The sequence below is a fragment of the Pseudoalteromonas piratica genome, from assembly GCF_000788395.1.
GTDB classification, from domain to species: domain Bacteria; phylum Pseudomonadota; class Gammaproteobacteria; order Enterobacterales; family Alteromonadaceae; genus Pseudoalteromonas; species Pseudoalteromonas piratica.
Genome location: NZ_CP009888.1, coordinates 2560108 through 2579317, shown reverse-complemented (window position 1 = coordinate 2579317; position 19210 = coordinate 2560108). Strand labels below are relative to the sequence as shown.

General features: G+C 40.3%; 11 protein-coding genes and 1 tRNA gene. 7 read left to right on the top strand and 5 right to left on the bottom strand.

What is annotated here, in order from left to right; all coding sequences use genetic code 11:
- The first annotated feature begins 189 nt into the window (after window positions 1-189).
- The gene (locus OM33_RS11930) at window positions 190-2637 is read left to right on the top strand and encodes a VolA/Pla-1 family phospholipase (protein ID WP_038641993.1); all 2448 of its coding nucleotides are present in this window, start codon (window positions 190-192) and stop codon (window positions 2635-2637) included.
- Window positions 2638-2730: 93 nt separating this feature from the next.
- Window positions 2731-3741, top strand: coding sequence for a protease SohB (sohB, locus tag OM33_RS11925; protein ID WP_038643335.1), 1011 nt, complete (start codon window positions 2731-2733; stop codon window positions 3739-3741).
- A gap of 49 nt (window positions 3742-3790) precedes the next feature.
- Here sohB and OM33_RS11920 read toward each other — a convergent pair whose 3' ends face one another.
- Complete coding sequence (locus OM33_RS11920; RefSeq protein WP_038641991.1) at window positions 3791-5122, bottom strand: dicarboxylate/amino acid:cation symporter; 1332 nt, start codon at window positions 5120-5122, stop codon at window positions 3791-3793.
- 168 nt (window positions 5123-5290) lie between these two features.
- Here OM33_RS11920 and OM33_RS11915 point away from each other — a divergent pair, with 168 nt between their 5' ends.
- Window positions 5291-8737, top strand: coding sequence for an Ig-like domain-containing protein (locus tag OM33_RS11915; RefSeq protein ID WP_038641990.1), 3447 nt, complete (start codon window positions 5291-5293; stop codon window positions 8735-8737).
- 364 nt (window positions 8738-9101) lie between these two features.
- Window positions 9102-11762, top strand: coding sequence for a type I DNA topoisomerase (gene topA / locus OM33_RS11910; RefSeq protein WP_038641989.1), 2661 nt, complete (start codon window positions 9102-9104; stop codon window positions 11760-11762).
- Between the two features lie 277 nt (window positions 11763-12039).
- Here the strand turns inward: topA and OM33_RS11905 are convergent.
- Window positions 12040-12116, bottom strand: a tRNA-Pro gene (locus OM33_RS11905).
- Between the two features lie 108 nt (window positions 12117-12224).
- Window positions 12225-12878, bottom strand: a complete 654-nt coding sequence (locus OM33_RS11900; RefSeq protein WP_038641988.1) for an arylesterase — start codon at window positions 12876-12878, stop codon at window positions 12225-12227.
- Between the two features lie 10 nt (window positions 12879-12888).
- Between OM33_RS11900 and OM33_RS11895 the strand changes: the two genes are divergently transcribed.
- Both OM33_RS11895 and OM33_RS11890 read left to right on the top strand, forming a co-directional pair.
- Window positions 12889-13602, top strand: a complete 714-nt coding sequence (locus OM33_RS11895; protein WP_038641986.1) for an ABC transporter ATP-binding protein — start codon at window positions 12889-12891, stop codon at window positions 13600-13602.
- Window positions 13592-16087: an ABC transporter permease gene (locus OM33_RS11890; protein ID WP_038641984.1), complete on the top strand. Its 2496-nt coding sequence runs from the start codon at window positions 13592-13594 to the stop codon at window positions 16085-16087. Before OM33_RS11895 ends, OM33_RS11890 begins: the two co-directional genes overlap by 11 nt.
- 11 nt (window positions 16088-16098) lie before the next feature.
- Here OM33_RS11890 and OM33_RS11885 read toward each other — a convergent pair whose 3' ends face one another.
- The gene (locus OM33_RS11885; protein WP_038641983.1) at window positions 16099-16995 is read right to left on the bottom strand and encodes a TIGR01777 family oxidoreductase; all 897 of its coding nucleotides are present in this window, start codon (window positions 16993-16995) and stop codon (window positions 16099-16101) included.
- Window positions 16996-17084: 89 nt separating this feature from the next.
- Here OM33_RS11885 and OM33_RS11880 point away from each other — a divergent pair, with 89 nt between their 5' ends.
- Window positions 17085-18134, top strand: coding sequence for an AI-2E family transporter (locus OM33_RS11880; protein ID WP_038641980.1), 1050 nt, complete (start codon window positions 17085-17087; stop codon window positions 18132-18134).
- Window positions 18135-18169: 35 nt separating this feature from the next.
- Here the strand turns inward: OM33_RS11880 and OM33_RS11875 are convergent, their stop codons facing one another.
- On the bottom strand, window positions 18170-19054 hold the full coding sequence (locus OM33_RS11875) for a LysR family transcriptional regulator (protein ID WP_038641978.1): 885 nt from the start codon (window positions 19052-19054) through the stop codon (window positions 18170-18172).
- Window positions 19055-19210 lie beyond the last annotated feature (156 nt).

The window sequence follows — 19210 nt, the reverse complement described above, 5'->3', positions numbered from 1 at the left end:
AATTTTTCGGTATCATAACATAGTCAAGTAAAATAGTTTTGCGATTTATTTAAATTTAGGTGGAGAAATTGCTTTGTTTAAGTTAACTTTAACTGGTCTAATGTCTTAATAATAACCACCGACAAATTAAATTTTGGTTTTAAATGGCCAAAAACACACAATAAAAAAGATCGGGTTTGGAGCAATAAAATGAAAAAAGTGCTACTCACAATGGCAATCACAACAGCGCTATACGGCTGTGGTGAAAGCTTAGAAGATGTTAAAAATGAGTCAGAAACAGTTGTACCTACAGTCGCTGGTTCTGTCGCATTTGATCCCTCAAACGGAGTTGTCTCGGTACCTAATGATTTACTTTTCTTAGGCACGACCGATGGTACATTAAATATGCCAGGTGAAGACGCCGACGAAATCGATTATTCAGACCCACAAACGTCACTTGGTGCGCTTGATGGTTGGTCAACACAATCACCTTATCAAATTGCACTGGATGTGCCAGCAAGCTTAACCCTTGATGCAAGCACGGTTAACGGTGATTCAGTTCGATTATTTGAAGTTGTAATGGGTGCGAGCATCACAGATGCTGAATGCTCTCAGGTACCAGCTGGCATTGCATGTAAATTCGTAAAAGAACTTACATTCGGTGTAGATTATTTTGCACAGGCGAATGGCAATAATATTGCAATTGTGCCTTTAAAACCTTTTAATCAAGGCTCTTCATACATCAATGTAGTGACAAACTCATTGCGAGATACCCGCGGCGAGTCATTTGCACCTTCTGAAACATATGGTCTTGTTAAGCTCGATATTAACTCGCTACCGCTTGTTACTGAAGATCAAAAAGCGCTTCAAGCAGTAATTAACAGCTATGAGAATACGGTTATTCAGTCTGGCTCACTTACCAAAGAAGACATTATTTACTCAGGTGCGATGACCATTCAGTCTGCTGGCTCTGTAATGAGCATGGTAAAAAATGTGTATGCAATGAGTGCTGCGACACAACAAAATATGCCTCAATTAATGATGGGCCCATCAACGGGGATGACTGTTGGTGATGTGCTTTTCCGTTCGCAAGGGGCTCAGCCACCATCACCGGTATTTGATCAAATAAAATATGAGCGCGGCTCAGTTGTTTTACCGCATTACTTAAAAACACCTCAAGGCACTGAAGATTCAGCGCTAAATAACACTTACTGGAAAGGTTTGTGTGACAGTGCAGCAACGCTTGCTGGTTTTAAAGCACAAGGTGGAACAGTTCCTGCAGAACCGATTAATGAAAAAGATGCGATTTGCTTTAATGCGACAAACGGTCTTTTACGTGACCTTGGTTTAGATGAGCAACGCCATTTAACTAAATTTAATCCACTGCCAATGCCACATAGTTATGCCAACGTTCCAGTTCAGGTAACTACACCTGCTGACGACCTAACTGTGTTAAACGTAGTGCGTTCGCAATTAGGTTTACCAGCATTAGAAATGCCAGCAACGGGTTGGCCTGTAGTTATGCTTCAACATGGTATTACTAGTACAAAAGAAAGCATGCTGGCAATAACCGCAGCATTAACGCTTCAAGGTTTTGTGACAGTTGCTATTGACCATCCGATTCACGGTGAACGTGGTATTGATGTTGATGGTGACGGTGAGTTTGACTTTATCGCATCAGGCGATGACGGCAATGTGCTTCACTATATGAATCTGTCATCAAACTTAGTTGCTCGTGATAACTTACGTCAATCAATGGCTGATTTACTTGGTCTTCGCTTATCACTTGCTGCGACAAACTTACAAGGTATTAACCCAACAGATGTAAGTTTTGTAGGTCACTCGCTTGGTGCGGTTGTTGCACCTGGCTTTTTAGCAGCTGCCAATGAATCTGTTGCACCATTAGTTGGTGAACAAGCTGCGGCAATGATTGATCCGTTATTCAAAGTAAATACGGTTGCACTTGCAAGTGGTAGTGGTGGTTTAGCTGGTTTCTTACTTGAGTCAGGTTCATTTGGTAATGTGATCAAAGGTTCAGTGCTCGCTGCTGCCGGTACTGCTGAGTCAGCTGAATTTATCGCGTTTATGCAATCTGAAGAAGCTATTCAAGCGTGTGCTCAGTTCGCGGGCTCTCAAAGTGATTACGCTGGTTGTGCATTTGTTGCTTACACAACTAAGTTAACTTTGGCAGGTGAAACTGAAAAACTAGCTAACATTTCAGGTACAATTAGTCAGTTTGCTTTTGCAATTCAAACAGCGGTTGATGCTGCTGATTCAAACTCATTAGCAAGTAAAGTAGCGTCTCAAGGCGCTGCTATATACCAAAACGTTGTTGTTGGTGATGGCGAGGGGAACCCAGCTGATACTGTAATTCCACCTTATTCAACGGTTAGCCCAGTATCAGGTACCGTGCCTTCTGGCCAGCTAATGGGCCTTATGCCAGTTGCTACCTCACAGGTATCTGCAGAGCCAATGAGTTATTTAGTTAAATTTACTAAGGGTCACCATGGCTCAGTATTAACACCAGCTCCAGCATACGGTGTTACACCAGCTGATGCAGCAGCTGCTAACGCTGAAATGCAAGGCCAAGTAGCATCTTTCTTAGCAAGCAGAGGTTTAATGCTTCAAGTTGCTAATGAATCTGTTGTTACTGAGTAATCAAAATAAATAAAAAAGCCGCACATCTTGTGCGGCTTTTTTTTTGTTTGTAATTTCATTAGAGTACGCAAAACAGTTTTGATGGAGTTTAAGTTGGAATTTTTATACGAGTATGGATTGTTTTTTGCGAAAACAGTGACCTTTGTGATCGCCTTTGCCATTATCGCAGCCCTCATTGTTGGGGCATCTGCAAAGCCAAAAAGCGGCAAAGGCGAACTAACAATGGAAAATCTAAGTGAGCAATTAAATAACCAAAAAAAAGAGTTATTAAATGTAGCCCTTGATAAAGAGGCTTTTAAAGCATTTGAAAAGTCTGAAAAGAAAAAATTAAAGGATAAAAAGACTGAGCCTAAAAATAAGGTATTTGTGCTGACTTTTAAAGGCGGCATCGATGCAAAGGAAGTCGAGTCGTTGAGAAAAGAAGTGACCGCAATTATTCAAATTGCACAGTCTAACGACAAAGTGGTTGTTAAGTTGGAAAGCGGTGGTGGGGTTGTGCATGGTTATGGTCTTGCTGCATCACAATTAGCGAGGCTTAAACAGGCCGGTTTAGAACTTATTGTAAGTGTCGATAAAATCGCTGCCAGTGGTGGTTATATGATGGCGTGTGTATCTGATAAATTTGTTTGTGCACCCTTTGCTATGATTGGCAGTATTGGCGTAATCGCACAATTACCAAACTTCAATAAATTACTGAAAAAAAATAGTGTAGAGTTTGAACAAATCACAGCGGGTGAGTTTAAACGCACATTAACAATGTTTGGTGAAAACACTGAAAGTGGACGCGAAAAGTTTAAGCAAGAGCTAGAGCAAATCCATGCGCTATTTCGAGATCATGTTCAAGTTGCAAGACCAACACTTGATGTTGAAAAAGTTGCTACAGGGGAAACCTGGTTTGGTACAGATGCATTAAAAATGGGATTAGTAGATGAAATACAAACGAGTGATGACTTATTGCTTAGTTTAAATAATCAGTTTGAGTTATATCATGTTGCCTATAAGAGTAAAAAAGGACTTTCCGATAGAATTGGCTTAGGTGCGAGCAGTTTACTAGATAATGTAGCTGAAAAAATATTGTCAAAAACAAAAGAATTGTACCATTAAATTAAAAAAGCCGCGTCAGCGGCTTTTTTAATGTAAAGACAAAATTGAATTATTTTAACTTTTCAAATTCTTGCCCAGCATTTACATCATTAAAGGTTGTTTCATCAAGCTCACCTTCTGATTTCGCTACGATACATGTCACCATACAATCACCTGTAACGTTGACAGCGGTTCTGGTCATATCGAGCAAGCGGTCAACACCGATGATAATTGCAATACCTTCTACTGGTAATCCTACCTGATTTAAAACCATGGCTAACATAATTAACCCAACGCCAGGAACACCTGCGGTACCTACTGAAGCAAGCGTAGCGGTTAAAATCACCATTAAGTAATCAGTGAAGCTTAAATCCACAGCGAAAACCTGTGCGATAAATACGGTCGCAACGCCTTGCATAATGGCTGTACCATCCATATTGATGGTTGCGCCGAGAGGCACTGTGAATGATGCCACCTTGTTATCAGCCCCAAGCTTTTTAGTAGTGGTTTCAAGGGTAACTGGCATGGTTGCACTTGAGCTAGAGGTACTAAAAGCAAATATGGACAGTTCTTTTATCTTGTTTAAGAAAACAGCAGGGCTTAAACCTGTAAAAGTTTTAAGCAGTGTAGGGTAGACAATTAATGCATGAACAAATAGGGCAAATAAAACGGTTCCAAAGTAAAAAATCAACTTAACAATTAAATCACCATCAATGTAGCTGAATAACTTTGCCATTAGGAAGAACACACCGTAAGGGGCAATGTTCATTAAAATGGTTACTAGCTTTAAGATAATCGTATTTAAGTCTTCAAAGACTGCTGTTAAGCGTTTACCTGCGTCACCACTCAATGCCATTGCAATGCCGAATAGTAATGCAAAAACAATAACTTGCAGCATGTTTCCGCTAGACATTGCGTTAATGGGATTTGTTGGGAACATATTGATGATTACATCAACTAATGTAGGGGCTTGCTTAGGGTCAAAAGTCGATGTGGTTGGCATATTAATGCCTTCACCTGGGTTGATGACTAATGCCAGCGTCATAGCAATTGTGATTGCGATAGCAGTCGTAAGTAAATAAAGCCCAATTGATTTACCGCCCAATCGACCAAGCTTTTTTGGATCACTTAAACTGCATGTACCGCAAACTAAAGAAATAAATACCAAAGGCACTACAAGCATTTTTAAACTGTTGACAAAAATTTGTCCACCGATATGAAAAATACCGTCAACAAAGAAACCTTTAAATGAAAAGGTAAATTCACCCAATGATAATGTGAAATCACCCGATTCTGCCATAAGAGCTTTGAAAATAAATCCGGTGATAATCCCCATCACCATACCGATGAGAATTTTGCCAGTAAGTCCCATTCCTTTTGGCTGTAATGTGCTGGTTGTCATAATTTAGTATGTATATTTATTGTGATTTTGTGCATAGCCTACCAGTGAACGTAAAAAATTAAAGGAAATACGGTAAGTTTTTTTAAAAATGCTATGATTTTTGTTGGAATATTAGTTTAATATAGATTACATAACTCTAATTATAATTATTTACGCAAGGGAGAAGTCATGCCTTCGATCCGATTACTCTTCGCTTTGCTGTGTAGTTTTATACTTACAGCATGTGGCGGTGGTGGTAGCCTAGAGACACCTGATGGTGGTTCCTCTAACAGCTATGAGCTTAAAGTCACACTCCATTCATCTGATGGCGGCAACGGTATCTCACAAGTTTCGGCTGCACAACCAGGTTTATTACGCGCAGAGCTTAAGCAGAATGGAAAAGCGTATGCAAACCAACTTATTACATTTACTCTAACCGAATTTGATAGCGGAACCGTTGGAACTCTAGACCCAGAAATCGGTACGGCACAAACTGATGCCAGTGGTATCGCTGAAATTACTTTAAGAGCTGGTTCAATTGCAGGTTCTGGCCAAGTGACTGCTGTCTTTAACCCAAGTGACAGAGACGATGACCTAGAAGTGCCACTTACGTTTACTAGTTTAGGTGATGATGGCGACACTGGTTCTGTTGGTAATAAAGTCATTACTGTTACTGTTCTGGACAAAAACAATAATACTTTTACTGATGAGAACCCAATTACGAAAGATAATTTAGGCACAGTAACAGCTACTGTAACGCAAGAAGGCACGCCAATTACAAATGGTATTGTTGTTTTCTCAACGCAATATACTGGTCGTATACTTTCTGAAACTGGTACGGCTGCTTTGAACGCGCAAGGCCAGGCCCGAGTTCAACTTAGTTCTGGTGACTTTAAGGGCGCAGGTAAAATTACTGCTACTCTTGATGGCGAAGAGTTAAGTCAATCTGCTTTTTATTACTCATCTGGAGATGATTCTTCAGTAGAGCAAGCAGAAGCAACTGTTGATATTAAATTACTTACAGGCTGTAATGAAGACTGGACAAAAGATCGAGATCTTGTGAAGTTAGACCCAACAGACCCTAGCTCTGGCTGTACAGTTATCAACCGTGATATTTCATCTGACCAACTGGGTACTGTATTTGTGTCAGCAGCTAACGCAAGCACAGGTGACGGTTTTAATGGCATGCTAGTTGATGTTGTTACTACTGTTGGTAAATTATCGCCAGAGTCGGGTAAAGCAGTTGCTGACAGTTTTGGTGTAGCATTACTAACCTTACAACCTGGTACTACAAACGAAGCAGGTACTCTCACTGCGACAGCCAAAGGTGTATCTGCGTCAAAAGCGTTTAACGTAGGTGTAGCTGAATTTACCTTAAATATGGAAAATGGCCTTGATTTAAAACCGGGTAGTCAGACTGAATATCAACCATTGGCATCAGGCGCTACAACTGTAATTACTGTTAATTTAATTGACACGGATGGCTCACCATTAACGCTCCCTCTTGATGTTGAGTTTTCATCAAATTGTACTCAGGCAGGTGGTTCAGAACTTGACGCTTCTGTGACAAGTATTGGCGGCAAGGCTGAAGCGACTTATCGCTCTTTAGGTTGTAATGGTAACCCAGAAGATACTGTAACTGCGGTTGTAAATGGTAAGACCGTTAGCTCTTTGATTCCTTTATCGAGCTCAGCAGTAGCATCAATTGAGTTTGTTGACTCAACACAAACTGTGATTGCGTTAAAAGGTACGGGTGGTAAATCTCGTTCAGAATCTTCAAACATTTCATTTAAACTTAAAGATGAGCTAGGTCAGCCGGTTGCTAATAGCAGACTCGATTTTAAACTTAATTCATACAACGGTGGTGTTGCTTTAAACCGTAAATCTGTTGATACAAACAGTGAAGGCATTGCAGAAGTGACGGTAACTGCTGGCACAGTACCTATGCCACTTCGTGTTCAGGCCTGTTATGTTCCAAGTGACCAAATCCCTGCTAATTTCCCTGTTGATGATGTAACATGCTGGAAAGAAATCTATGATCGTTGCCAAGCAGATAAATCAGATTCTGTTTGTCCAGATGGCACATTGTCTTTAGTGAATCTTGATGCACAAATAGCAAGTGTTTCTGACTTGTTAACTATTTCGTCAGGTTTGCCGGATAATGACAGCTTCACTTTATCTTCAACTATTTATAATGTTGAAGCACTAAATTACGTAAATGAAACAGTTGATATTTCGGTATATCTTGCAGACCACTTTAATAACTTTGTTCCGGATGGTACATCAGTGCATATTCGTGCTGAAGGCGGTGCAGTTGGTACAATCGATGGCACACAGTTTACGCCATTACAGCAATGTGAAACTACTGATGGTACATGTACAGTACAATGGCGCAGTCAAAACCCTCAACCATACACAGATCCTATTTGGGGCAACGCGATAAATGCAAATAACCCAAATACAGGTCAAATCAACTGTGATAATTATTTTGGTTCTCCAGCGCCATGTGCTAACGGGTTAAAACGTGCAAATAGCAACACAACCAATACTCCAGCAAGTGAACGTGGTGTACCTTTAGCTGCTAGGGTTACACTTCTTGCCACTGCTGTAGGTGAAGAAAGTTACATCGACCGTAACGGTAACGGTGTATTCGATGCAGGTGAATATTATAGTCTTTATGATTTACCAGAAGCGTTCTTAGATAACAACGAGAATGGCGTTTTTGATGGTAACGTTGACTGTAGCACTGGCCAAAACTGTACACCCACGACCACAAATGGTGGTGAATTGGAAGAGTTCTTAGCAAACTTCGATGATAGCAATGATGATGGTGTTTGGAATTCGGCAGATGGTATTTTTAACGGTTTAGTTTGTACTGAAGAAGCTGAGGCTGCTGGTGCTTGTAACAGAAGTCTTGTTCACTTACGTCGCAATATTGAAGTTGTTATGTCAGGCAGCACAGCATATGGTCGCTATGCTATCCGCGATGACTTTTTAAATTGGCAACGTAATTTAACAGCAGAAGATGGTACAAATCTCGGGTTAGAAGGCATTACTGCACAATGTAGTGACGTATACCTTACAGCCCCTTCTGGCACTAATCCAAGATGGGTATTCCAAAGTGCTCAGCCAACCCAACCAATCTTAAGGTTAGAGCCATCAGACAGTGAATTACCTAATTATACTGGCTACGCAGGTGTGTATTGTGATGTTGCATCAGTTGATCTGTCGGTTTACCTTGTACATGTAGATGATGATAATGATCCAGATACACCACATAATTGTGATGGTCGAAATGCAGATTATAATGCTGCAGAAGAAACTTGTAACGCTACTGACACAGCAATTGACCTTGGTATTTCAGCTATTTCGCCAGTATTTTACTTTACTGATATTTATGGCAACCCAATGCCTTCACAGACAAATGTTGAACCTAGTTCTACTAATGGCGACTTTGGCGGTTCTGATTCTTTCTTAATGCCAAGCACAAATACAACACGACCAACTTTTGTTGGTGTTGGTGTTGGTCGTGAAGGAACGCCAAATAAAAAGACCTTTGGTGTGTTATCGGTTAAGTTTACAACTCCAAAAGGTAATATTAGTCAAGTAACAATGGATGTTTATGATGATGGCTAATTCTATCAAATAGTACTAATTCACAAATTAAAAGCCTGTTGATATCAAACAGGCTTTTTTTATTGAAATTAAAAGCTGATTTTATTTCGTATTATGACTTTTTAAATCACATAAATAGATAGAAAAAAGCAAACGCTGTGAAGTAACGTCTTTTTTAAATGTTAACTTCACGCTGAAAGATATTTCTTTTTTAATTATTCATTTTTTAACCAGAGCGAACATTTTTAAAGCTAACGCATGTAAAAATAGTGAGTTTTTTTTAAAATATGCTTGTCACACTGGCACTTTGTCGATATACCTTTAATAATAGCGCCCAAAATGGGTTAACAGATTAAATCGCACTGCGTAAGTAAAATAGGCAAATATGGGTAAGTCGTTAGTTATTGTAGAGTCACCAGCCAAGGCGAAAACAATCAATAAATATTTAGGCAAGGATTTTGTTGTGAAATCCAGTGTTGGTCACATTCGTGATTTGCCAACATCTGGTAATGCTAATAAGGCCGCCACTAAATCGCCAGCTGAAGTACGCAAGATGTCTCCGGAGGAGAAGGCTAAATATCGTAAAGAGAAAGATTACGCTAATTTAGTTTCGCGTATGGGGATTGACCCTAATAAGGGCTGGCATCCTCATTATGAAGTGTTGCCGGGCAAGGAAAAAGTTGTCGCAGAGCTGCAAAAACTCGCAAAAGATGCAGATTATGTTTATCTCGCAACCGATTTGGATAGAGAGGGGGAAGCAATTGCTTGGCACCTTGAGCAAGTAATCGGTGGTGAAGAGTCAAAATACAAGCGTGTTGTATTTAATGAAATCACTAAAAATGCAATTCAAAATGCATTTTCTGAACCGGGTGAGCTTAACCTTGATATGGTTAATGCCCAACAGGCACGTCGTTTTCTAGACCGTGTTGTAGGTTTTATGGTTTCACCATTGTTATGGGCGAAAGTAGCTCGAGGTTTATCTGCGGGACGTGTTCAATCAGTAGCTGTTCGTCTGCTCGTCGAAAGGGAGCGTGAAATCAAAGCATTTGTTCCTGAAGAATTTTGGGATATACATGCTGAACTTAAGTCACAGGAAGAACAAATCCGTTTTGCAGTTGCCAAATATTTAGGTAAAGCATTTGAGCCTAAAAACAAAGCGGAAACTGATACAGCAATCTCAGCACTAAAAAGTGCGTCTTACACAGTTGCTGATACAGAACAAAAACCGAGCAAAAGTAAGCCATCAGCTCCTTTTATTACGTCTACGATGCAGCAAGCAGCGAGTACACGTTTAGGTTATGGTGTTAAAAAGACCATGATGCTGGCTCAGCGTCTCTATGAGGCCGGTTTTATTACATACATGCGTACTGACTCAACAAACTTATCAAATGATGCTGTAGAAGCGTGTAGAGGCTATATTGAAAATGAATTTGGTGAAAAGTATTTACCTGCTTCGCCAATTCGTTATTCATCAAAAGATGGGGCGCAAGAGGCGCACGAAGCGATTCGTCCTTCAAACGTTGAAATCTTATCAGGCCACTTAGATGGCGTAGAAGCTGATGCAAAAAAATTATATGAGTTAATCTGGCGTCAGTTCGTTGCATGTCAAATGACTCCTGCAGAGTATGACCTAACAACCATTACACTTGCAGCAGGGGACTATACCCTTAAAGCAAAAGGGCGTGTGCTTAAATTTGATGGTTGGACACGTGTGCAGCCATCAGTTAAAAAGAAAAACCAAGAAGAGCAAGCACTGCCTCCAGTCTCAAAAGGAGATGTGCTCAATTTAGTTGAACTGGATCCAAAACAACACTTTACCAAGCCACCTGCTCGTTTTAGTGAAGCAAGTCTAGTTAGAGAACTCGAAAAGCGCGGTATTGGCCGCCCATCTACTTATGCATCGATCATATCAACAATCCAAGATCGAGGTTATGTCCGCGTTGAAAATCGCCGTTTCTTTGCCGAAAAAATGGGAGAAATTGTTAACGAACGTTTAGTTGAAAGTTTTAGTGATTTAATGAACTTTGACTTTACTGCAAAAATGGAAGAACGTTTGGATGACATTGCGGCAGGTGAACGTGAATGGACTCAAGTCCTTGATAAGTTCTACCAAGAGTTCTCAGCCAACCTAGAAAAGGCTGGCTCAGAAGAAGCCGAAGGTGGTATGCGTACCAACCAAGTAGTTGAAATTGACTTATCATGTCCAACTTGTAGTCGTAACATGGGTATACGTACTGCGAGTACCGGCGTATTCTTGGGCTGTACAGGTTATGCATTGCCTCCTAAAGAGCGCTGTACACAAACCATGAACCTAGTGCCTGGTGAAGAAGCAGTTGCTGCAGATGTTGAGGACGAAGAAACAGAAGTACTTCGCCAAATGAAACGTTGTCCTAAGTGTGAAACAGCAATGGATTCATACTTAATTGATGAATCACGTAAGTTACATGTTTGCGGAAACAATCCAGACTGTGATGGCTATCTAATTGAACAAGGTAGCTTTAAAATAAAAGGTTATGACGGTCCTGTTATTGAATGTGACAAGTGTCAGTCAGATATGCAATTAAAATCAGGTCGATTTGGTAAATACTTCGGATGTACAAACGAAGAGTGTAAAAACACACGTAAGTTACTTAAAAATGGTGAAGCTGCACCACCGAAAGAAGATCCTGTTCATTTACCTGAACTTCTTTGTGAAAAATCAGAAGCGTACTTTGTATTACGTGATGGTGCTTCGGGGATCTTTATGGCTGCATCTACTTTCCCGAAATCACGTGAAACGCGTGCACCCAAAGTTTCAGAGCTGAAGCGCTTCCGTGAGCGTATTTCACCAAAATTTTATTACTTAGCAGATGCCCCTGAAAAAGATCCTGAAGGTAATGAAGCTGTGGTTCGATATAGCAGGAAAGCGAAAGAGCAGTATGTCATGTCCGAGGTTGAAGGCAAGGCAACAGGGTGGACTGCTCATTTCGTAAATGGCAAATGGGTTGAAGAATCTAAAGCCAAGGCAAAGCCTAAAGCGAAAGCTAAACCCAAAGCCAAGAGCTAAGCTTAACCAATAATAAAACGCAGCGAATACGCTGCGTTTTTTTATTTCAGATTCAAAATAGATAATCAAGATTTAGGTTTATAAATGATTACGCAATTTTATTGATTTCACATATCTAAGAGAGATGTATAACCTGTTGAATATTTTGCGTGAAAAAGAGAAACAGAAAGTAACTATCAACTACTGTATAATGGGACGTTGCTGGTACATTAATGGTACGCTTTAGAGGCGATTAATTTTTAATTGATTGTAACTTATTGAAAGGGTTTAGGAAAAATGGTCGGCATAGCAGGATTTGAACCTGCGACCCCTGACACCCCATGACAGTGCGCTACCAAGCTGCGCTATATGCCGACATTTGTTGCTAGTGTATTCTCGCTATTTGTTAAAATCAACTACTGTGTGCTTTAACTGCGTGATTAATAAACGATTTCAAGGAGAAAGTTGTCGTTAATCTCAGTTTTAGTCACTTTGTAAAATGATATCCGCAAAATGCTGCTTCATTTTTTCACTCAGTAGTGGCTGAGCCTCTGCATTTGGGTGGATGCCGTCTGGCAACATTAAATTAGCATCGGTCACAACAGATGTAATAAAAAATGGAATAAGTGGTACGTTTTTCTCATTTGCAACTTGCTGATAAGCCCCCTTAAACAGAGTGGCATACCGTTTACCCAGGTTTGGTGTAATTTCTATTTCCATCAATAAAACCTTGGCGTCAGCAGCAATACTTTTATCGACGATTTGGCTTAAATTTTGTTTCAGTAATTTAACTGGATAACCACGTAAACCATCATTGCCGCCAATCTCAACTAACACCCAATCAGGTGAGTGTTCGGCCAATAAAGCGGGTAAACGTTGCAATGCGCCACCACTTGTTTCACCGCTTATACTTGCATTTATCAACAAGATAGGTGATTTTTCTTGTTCGTACGCATTTTGTAACAACTGAGCCCATGCTTGGTCTTGTTTTAGTCCATAGCCTGCGCTTAAGCTGTCACCTAAGATGAGAATTTTAGTTGTTTGCTTACTATGGGTTTTCGCATCACTGTGATCGGTGTTGGCAGTAACCGAGTAACTAATAACGAAAAAGATAACAAATAAACTACGTAATAACATTGAGAGTCCTATGAATAAACTTTCGCAAATGAATGTGATTCAGGTTAAAGACCTTGGAAAAACTGTCGCAACACTTGATGGCGACCTAACTATCCTCTCTGGCATCAGTTTTAATGTCAAGCCAGGTGAGTCAATTGCGATTGTTGGTGCGTCAGGTTCAGGTAAATCTACTTTGCTTGCACTTCTTGCTGGGCTTGACAGTGTCACGCAAGGGGAGATTTTTCTCGATGGCGAACCGCTTCATAATTTAGATGAAGAACAACGCGCTGCTGTAAGGGCAAAAAGTGTCGGTTTTATTTTTCAATCATTTATGTTGGTGCAAAGCTTAACGGCCCTTGAAAATGTCATGCTGCCTGCGGAATTAGCAGGTGAAAGTAATGCAGAAGAAAAAGCAAAAGAGTTACTTGATAAAGTAGGCCTTTCTCATCGCCTTCATCATTTCCCATCGCAGCTCTCCGGTGGTGAGCAGCAACGCGTTGCTATTGCACGTGCTTATATTGGTGAACCAAAGGTACTTTTTGCAGATGAGCCATCAGCTAACCTCGACAGCAAAAATGGTCGCATCATTGAAGAGTTGTTATTTGATTTAAACAAAGTAGCAGGTACAACCTTAGTGCTTGTAACTCATGACGAACATTTAGCTGAAAAATGTCAACGCACCATTCATATTGATGCTGGGCAACTTATCGATGATCGTATCGGAGTGCAGGCTGATGTGGGCTAAATTAGCGTTTAAACTCTTTCGTCAGGAGTTAAAGCGTGGCGAACTTAATATTATTTTATTGGCGATTGCACTTGCTGTTATGACAGTGATGACATTGTCATCCATTACTGACCGAATTGGCCTTTCAATAAATCAAAAGAGTAGTGAGTTTATTGCGGCCGATCGCGGTCTACAGAGCAATCATAAGCTACCAGAAGAGTTTCTTACCAAAGCAATCGATGATGGTTTACGCACTGCTACTTGGTATGGCTTTGATAGCATGTTGTTTGCCAAAGATGAAATGCAAATAGCCTATATCAAAGCAACGGATGAAGGGTATCCGTTAAAAGGCCAACTAAAACTAAAAGATAGTTTTGATGGTGAAGAATATGTAACAGATGCTCACCCCGAGCCAGGTAATATCTGGCTATCTGACACAGTATTTTACAGCCTAAATATTGAAGTAGGGGATGAAGTTGAGATCGGTGAGGCTATTTTTGTTGCTGAAAAAATACTAGCTGAAGAGCCAGATGCACCTTTTGCCATTTTTTCGAGTTCACGCCGCGTGTTAATGAACATTGCTGATGTTGAAAAAACTCAAGTTATTCAACCAGGTAGTCGCGTTTCATATCGCTATTTATATGCCGGAACCGAGCAGCAGTTAGACGACTACTATGCCTGGTTGAAACCACAACTTCTTGAAAATCAGCGATGGTATGGGGTTAAAGACCGACAAGGCCCAGTGTCAGACTCGGTAAACCGTGCAGAGCGCTTCTTACTGCTAGCAGGTTTGTTAGGAATTATGTTGGCTGCAGTGGCTATTGCGGTATCAGCAAGACGTTACTGCGAACGTCAGTATGATCCCGTGGCTATGATGAAAACACTGGGTGGTTCACGTGTCACAATCCGTAATATTTACATCATTCATTTGCTTTTAGTAACGCTCTTTTCTGTTGCAATTGGTTTATTATTTGGCTTTGTGTTGCAAGTGGTTGCAATTGATTTACTTAGTGAAAAGATGGGTAAAGCATTACCAGCAGCATCATTTTGGCCAATGGCACTTGCCACATTCACCGGTGTTATTTGTGCGGTGATGTTCTCACTTAAACCATTAATGGATTTATTTGATATTCCACCAATGCGGGTATTACGCCGTAATCTAGGCGATTCACTTAAAGTTTCGAAACTGCACTTGTTGTTAGCAACACTTACGGTGTTTGCATTAATGTGTCTATTTAGTCGCAGCATTATGATCGCAGGCATTATGTTTGTCTCCTGTGCCTTACTTGCTGCCATGTTATTTGGTCTAAGCCGTTTACTCTTTACCTCATCTCGCAAACTAGGCTTAAAACCGGGCAATAGCTGGTCGTTAGCAATTGCTTCATTGCAAAAACGTGCAAATGCAAATGCGGTCCAAGTGATTAGTTTTGCTTTGGCAATCAAACTAATTCTGTTTTTAGTTGTTATGAAAAACGATTTAATCGCAGACTGGCAATCGCAGCTACCTGAAAACGCGCCGAATGGTTTTTTAGTTAATATCAGTGAATACGAACGTACTGATATTGCTAATTTCCTCGCTGAGAATAATATTCAGCAAACTGACTTCTACGCAGTAGTGCGTGGGCGCGTAAACAGCATTAATGGCGAGTTAGTTGCGCGTTCAGTTTCTGCTGAAGAAAATGAAAAACGTGATGAAGAAGCGCGCTCAGGTGTAGGGCGTGAACTAAATTTAACATGGCGTGATACTTTGCCAAATCACAATACCATTGTTAAAGGCGAGTGGCTGAACCCAGAAGAAAATGAGCTCTCTATGGAAGAGTCAATGGCTGAGCGTTTGGGTGTTGATATTGGCGATGAGCTCGAATTTTTAATTGGTTCACAACGTTTTAGTGCCAAAATCACCAGCTTACGAGAAGTTAACTGGTCTACCATGCAGCCAAATTTCTTTATTATTTTAAGCCCTAAAGTGCTGTCTCAGTTTCCAGCTACTTATATTTCCGCGGTGAGCACACCGACCGAATCTAAACGTGCACTGCAACAACTAGTTCGCAATCATCCAAGCGTTAGTATCATAGATGTGGACTCAATGATTAAACAAGTGCGATCTACCATTGATCAGGTTGCAACAGCAATTAGCTTTGTGCTGGTTATTGTCGTGATATGTGGTGCATTGGTGTTGGTGTCGCAAGTGCAAGCGAGCCTTCATGATCGTATGCAAGAAGTGGTGATACTTCGTACGCTGGGTGCAAAAGCAACGCTAATTAAAAATGCAGTGCTTTATGAATTTGTATTGCTTGGCTTATTTGCAGGTATTGCAGCAGCACTTTTCAGTGATGTAGCGCTTCTTATAGTGCAATATCGTATGTTTGAACAGCTTGGTAATCTTCACCCAGCTATGTGGGTATATGGACCTGTGGTTGGTGCGATTTTTGTTGCTTTGCTAGGCTATGGTTTAGTGGCGAAAACGTTGCGTAAAAATACCCAAGGCTTAGTGCGTGCATTATAAAAAAGTGGGCGTTATCGCCCACTTAATACATTTTCTAATGCGGGTTTTAGTTCAGGATATTGAAATTTAAAACCTGCGTCATTCATTGCCTTAGGTAAGACCGCTTGGCCAAATACCAGCAAATCAGCCATTTCGCCAAATAGCAAGCGTAATACAAATTCAGGCATTCTCAATAAACTCGGTCGATTGAGCGCATTACCTAGGCTTTTGCTAAATTCATTATTTGTTACAGGATTTGGTGCTGTCGCATTAAACACCCCTTGCATTGATTGGTTTTCGATTAAAAACAAAATAATGTTCACCATGTCGTTAATATGGATCCACGACATATATTGCTTGCCGTCTGCAATTGGGCCACCAAGATAAAATTGAAAGGGCGGTACCATTTTACCCAGTGCTCCCCCTTTTTTCGCAAGTACAATACCAGTTCTTAGAATACAAACACGGGTTTTGTCCGAAGCAGTGTTTAAAGCTAGTTGCTCCCATTTTTTACATAACTGGTGGCTATATTCATCAAATGGCTGATTATCGTGTTCGGTAACGGGCTCGTTTTGTCTGCCATAAAAACCAATCGCACTGCCAGAAATAAAAGTGTGCGGAGGTGTGGTTGCAGCATTAATTTTTTCAGCAATTTGTTCTGTAATGTGCCAGCGACTCGCTTCTATTTTGTTTTTTTGAGAGGCTGTCCAGCGTTTGTCTGCAATTGGCTCACCTGCGAGATTAATCACGCAGTCGATATTATTAAAATCAATATCATCAAGTGATTCATGGGCATCAATATGATGGCCTAAAGTAGTAAAGGCTTTTTCTTTACGACGCGTTAGTACCACCAATTTGTGATGGTTTGCAAGGTGCTTACACAGGTGTGAACCAATCAGGCCTGTGGCCCCAGTTATTAAAATATTCATAGATAAATCAAATAGCTTCCTATTTGCCACGCTTATACTGTAGCATAGCCTTAATTAGAACAATGTCATAATACGAACTAAGGATAGCCATGGTTCAGCAAAATTTAACCGGCGCCAGTAAAAGCTTGTTAGTGTTTGCAGCGCTGATTGTCGTACTTGCAGGGTTAAAGTTAGCAAGCGCAATCGTCGTACCTTTTCTTCTGTCTGTTTTTATCGCCATAATTTGTAGCCCACTGATTGAATTATTAGGGCGCTATCGCGTACCGAAAGGGTTAGCAATCACCATTGTTATCCTACTAATACTATTGGTTGTAGTAAGTTTGGCAGGGCTTGTAGGTCAGTCAGTAAATGGCTTTTCGCAAAATGTGCCGGTTTACAAAGCACAACTGCAAAATGAGTTTTCCGGTTTATTATCTACCTTAGCAAAATACAATATATTGATTGACAAAGAACGCATTATGTCGTTCTTAGATCCCGGTAAACTAATTGATGTAGCGGCCAATACCCTTGCAGGTGTAGGCGGTATCATGGCAGATTTATTTCTGATTATTCTAACGGTGGTTTTTATGTTACTTGAAGCCCCATATATTGGCAAAAAAGTACACTTAGCGTTAGACGATCCAGAGATGAAGCAAAAACAAATCGATTTATTTTTAGACTCGGTTAATTCCTATCTCGCAATAAAAACCTTAGTCAGCCTGGCGACTGGCTTGCTAGTAACCTTGATGCTTTGGGCATTTAATATTGATTACTTTATACTTTGGGGAGTGCTTGCGTTCTTCTTAAATTATATTCCGAATATAGGATCAATCATCGCTGCAATTCCCGCGGTATTACTTGCTGTTGTACTTCAAGGGGTAGGTGTTGCAGGCGTTATTGCTGCAGGATATATGGCAATTAATACTGTTATGGGCAATATGATAGAACCGCGTTTTATGGGCAAAGGCTTAGGTTTGTCGCCCCTTGTGGTGTTCTTGTCGTTATTGTTTTGGGGTTGGTTGCTAGGTACGGTTGGCATGTTATTGTCTGTGCCATTAACCATGGTTGTGAAAATAGCCTTAGAAAATAGCGAAGAAGGTAAATGGCTTGCGGTACTGTTAGGAGGTGAAGAGCAGGTCAATGAAGAAATTGAACAATAAATAACGGTATAAAAAAGAAAAGGGTTAGCACGTGGCTAACCCTTTTTTTGTTTACAGGTATTTAAGAAATGACGATAAACTGGATTCTCGCTCATGGTTTTCTTCATGGCTAAGTACATAGGTCTTGATAAACCAAGTGCGCCTAATGGAATTGATTTAATCAATCCTTGGCTTTCATAAGGTGTTACTAGCCAATCTGGCAATGCAGCAACGCCCATGCCTGCACTAACTAGTTGGAAAATCAACAAACCTTGATCAACAGTCTTTAAAGTACCGTCAAAACGGGCGTTTTGGATAAAGTGTTTAAATATGTCTTGGCGCTCACGCGGGATAGGGTATGAGATTATCGTCTCGTCTTTTAAGTCGAGCGCTGTTACATATGCTTTTTTTGCAAGCGGATGATCCGGGCTCACAATCAGCTTTAATTTAAAATCAAATAAATGAGCATATTCAAGACGTTCTGTTTCGCGAATATCTGATGTTAACACTAAATCCAACTCATCATTTAATAGCTCAGGAATCGCGTCGTAGCTAAAGCCACGCTCATAATCGACTTTAATATCTGGCCAAAAATTGTTGAATTCTTTGATAGTTGGTAATAACCAATGAAAACACGCATGACACTCAACACTTAATCGTAACTGCGAAATAGGCTGATTTAAACTTTCCTTCAAACGACATTTAGTCGCTTCGACCTTAGGCAAGACATCATGAGCAAGTTCTAATAGTAACATGCCTTGAGGTGTAAAACGTACGGGGTGGGTTTTACGCTCAAATAACTGACAATCAAGTTTATTCTCTAAGTCTTTGATTTGGTGTGATAAAGCGGATTGCGTCAGAAATAATTCACGGGCTGTATTAACTAATGAACCGGTTTCTTTTAGTGTTGCGATGGTTTTAAGGTGTTTTACATCTATCATCTTTAAGAATACTCATATTAAACTTGAACGATCATGAGAGAGCTCCGATACTAGCTGTTTATTTTTCATGTTTCAATGCTGAACGGCTCAAATTAACGTCACAATGATAATAAAATGCTATTTTATATATTTTTAATAGTTATGATAGCGTTGTCA

What these genes read in the sequence shown, in the direction of transcription:
- OM33_RS11930 (WP_038641993.1), top strand. Translation starts at nt 190, where the DNA reads ATGAAAAAAGTGCTACTCACAATGGCAATCACAACAGCGCTATACGGC.
- OM33_RS11920 (WP_038641991.1), bottom strand. Translation starts at nt 5,122, where the DNA reads ATGACAACCAGCACATTACAGCCAAAAGGAATGGGACTTACTGGCAAA.
- OM33_RS11915 (WP_038641990.1), top strand. Translation starts at nt 5,291, where the DNA reads ATGCCTTCGATCCGATTACTCTTCGCTTTGCTGTGTAGTTTTATACTT.
- topA (WP_038641989.1), top strand. Translation starts at nt 9,102, where the DNA reads ATGGGTAAGTCGTTAGTTATTGTAGAGTCACCAGCCAAGGCGAAAACA.
- OM33_RS11900 (WP_038641988.1), bottom strand. Translation starts at nt 12,878, where the DNA reads ATGTTATTACGTAGTTTATTTGTTATCTTTTTCGTTATTAGTTACTCG.
- OM33_RS11895 (WP_038641986.1), top strand. Translation starts at nt 12,889, where the DNA reads ATGAATAAACTTTCGCAAATGAATGTGATTCAGGTTAAAGACCTTGGA.
- OM33_RS11890 (WP_038641984.1), top strand. Translation starts at nt 13,592, where the DNA reads ATGTGGGCTAAATTAGCGTTTAAACTCTTTCGTCAGGAGTTAAAGCGT.
- OM33_RS11885 (WP_038641983.1), bottom strand. Translation starts at nt 16,995, where the DNA reads ATGAATATTTTAATAACTGGGGCCACAGGCCTGATTGGTTCACACCTG.
- OM33_RS11880 (WP_038641980.1), top strand. Translation starts at nt 17,085, where the DNA reads ATGGTTCAGCAAAATTTAACCGGCGCCAGTAAAAGCTTGTTAGTGTTT.
- OM33_RS11875 (WP_038641978.1), bottom strand. Translation starts at nt 19,054, where the DNA reads ATGATAGATGTAAAACACCTTAAAACCATCGCAACACTAAAAGAAACC.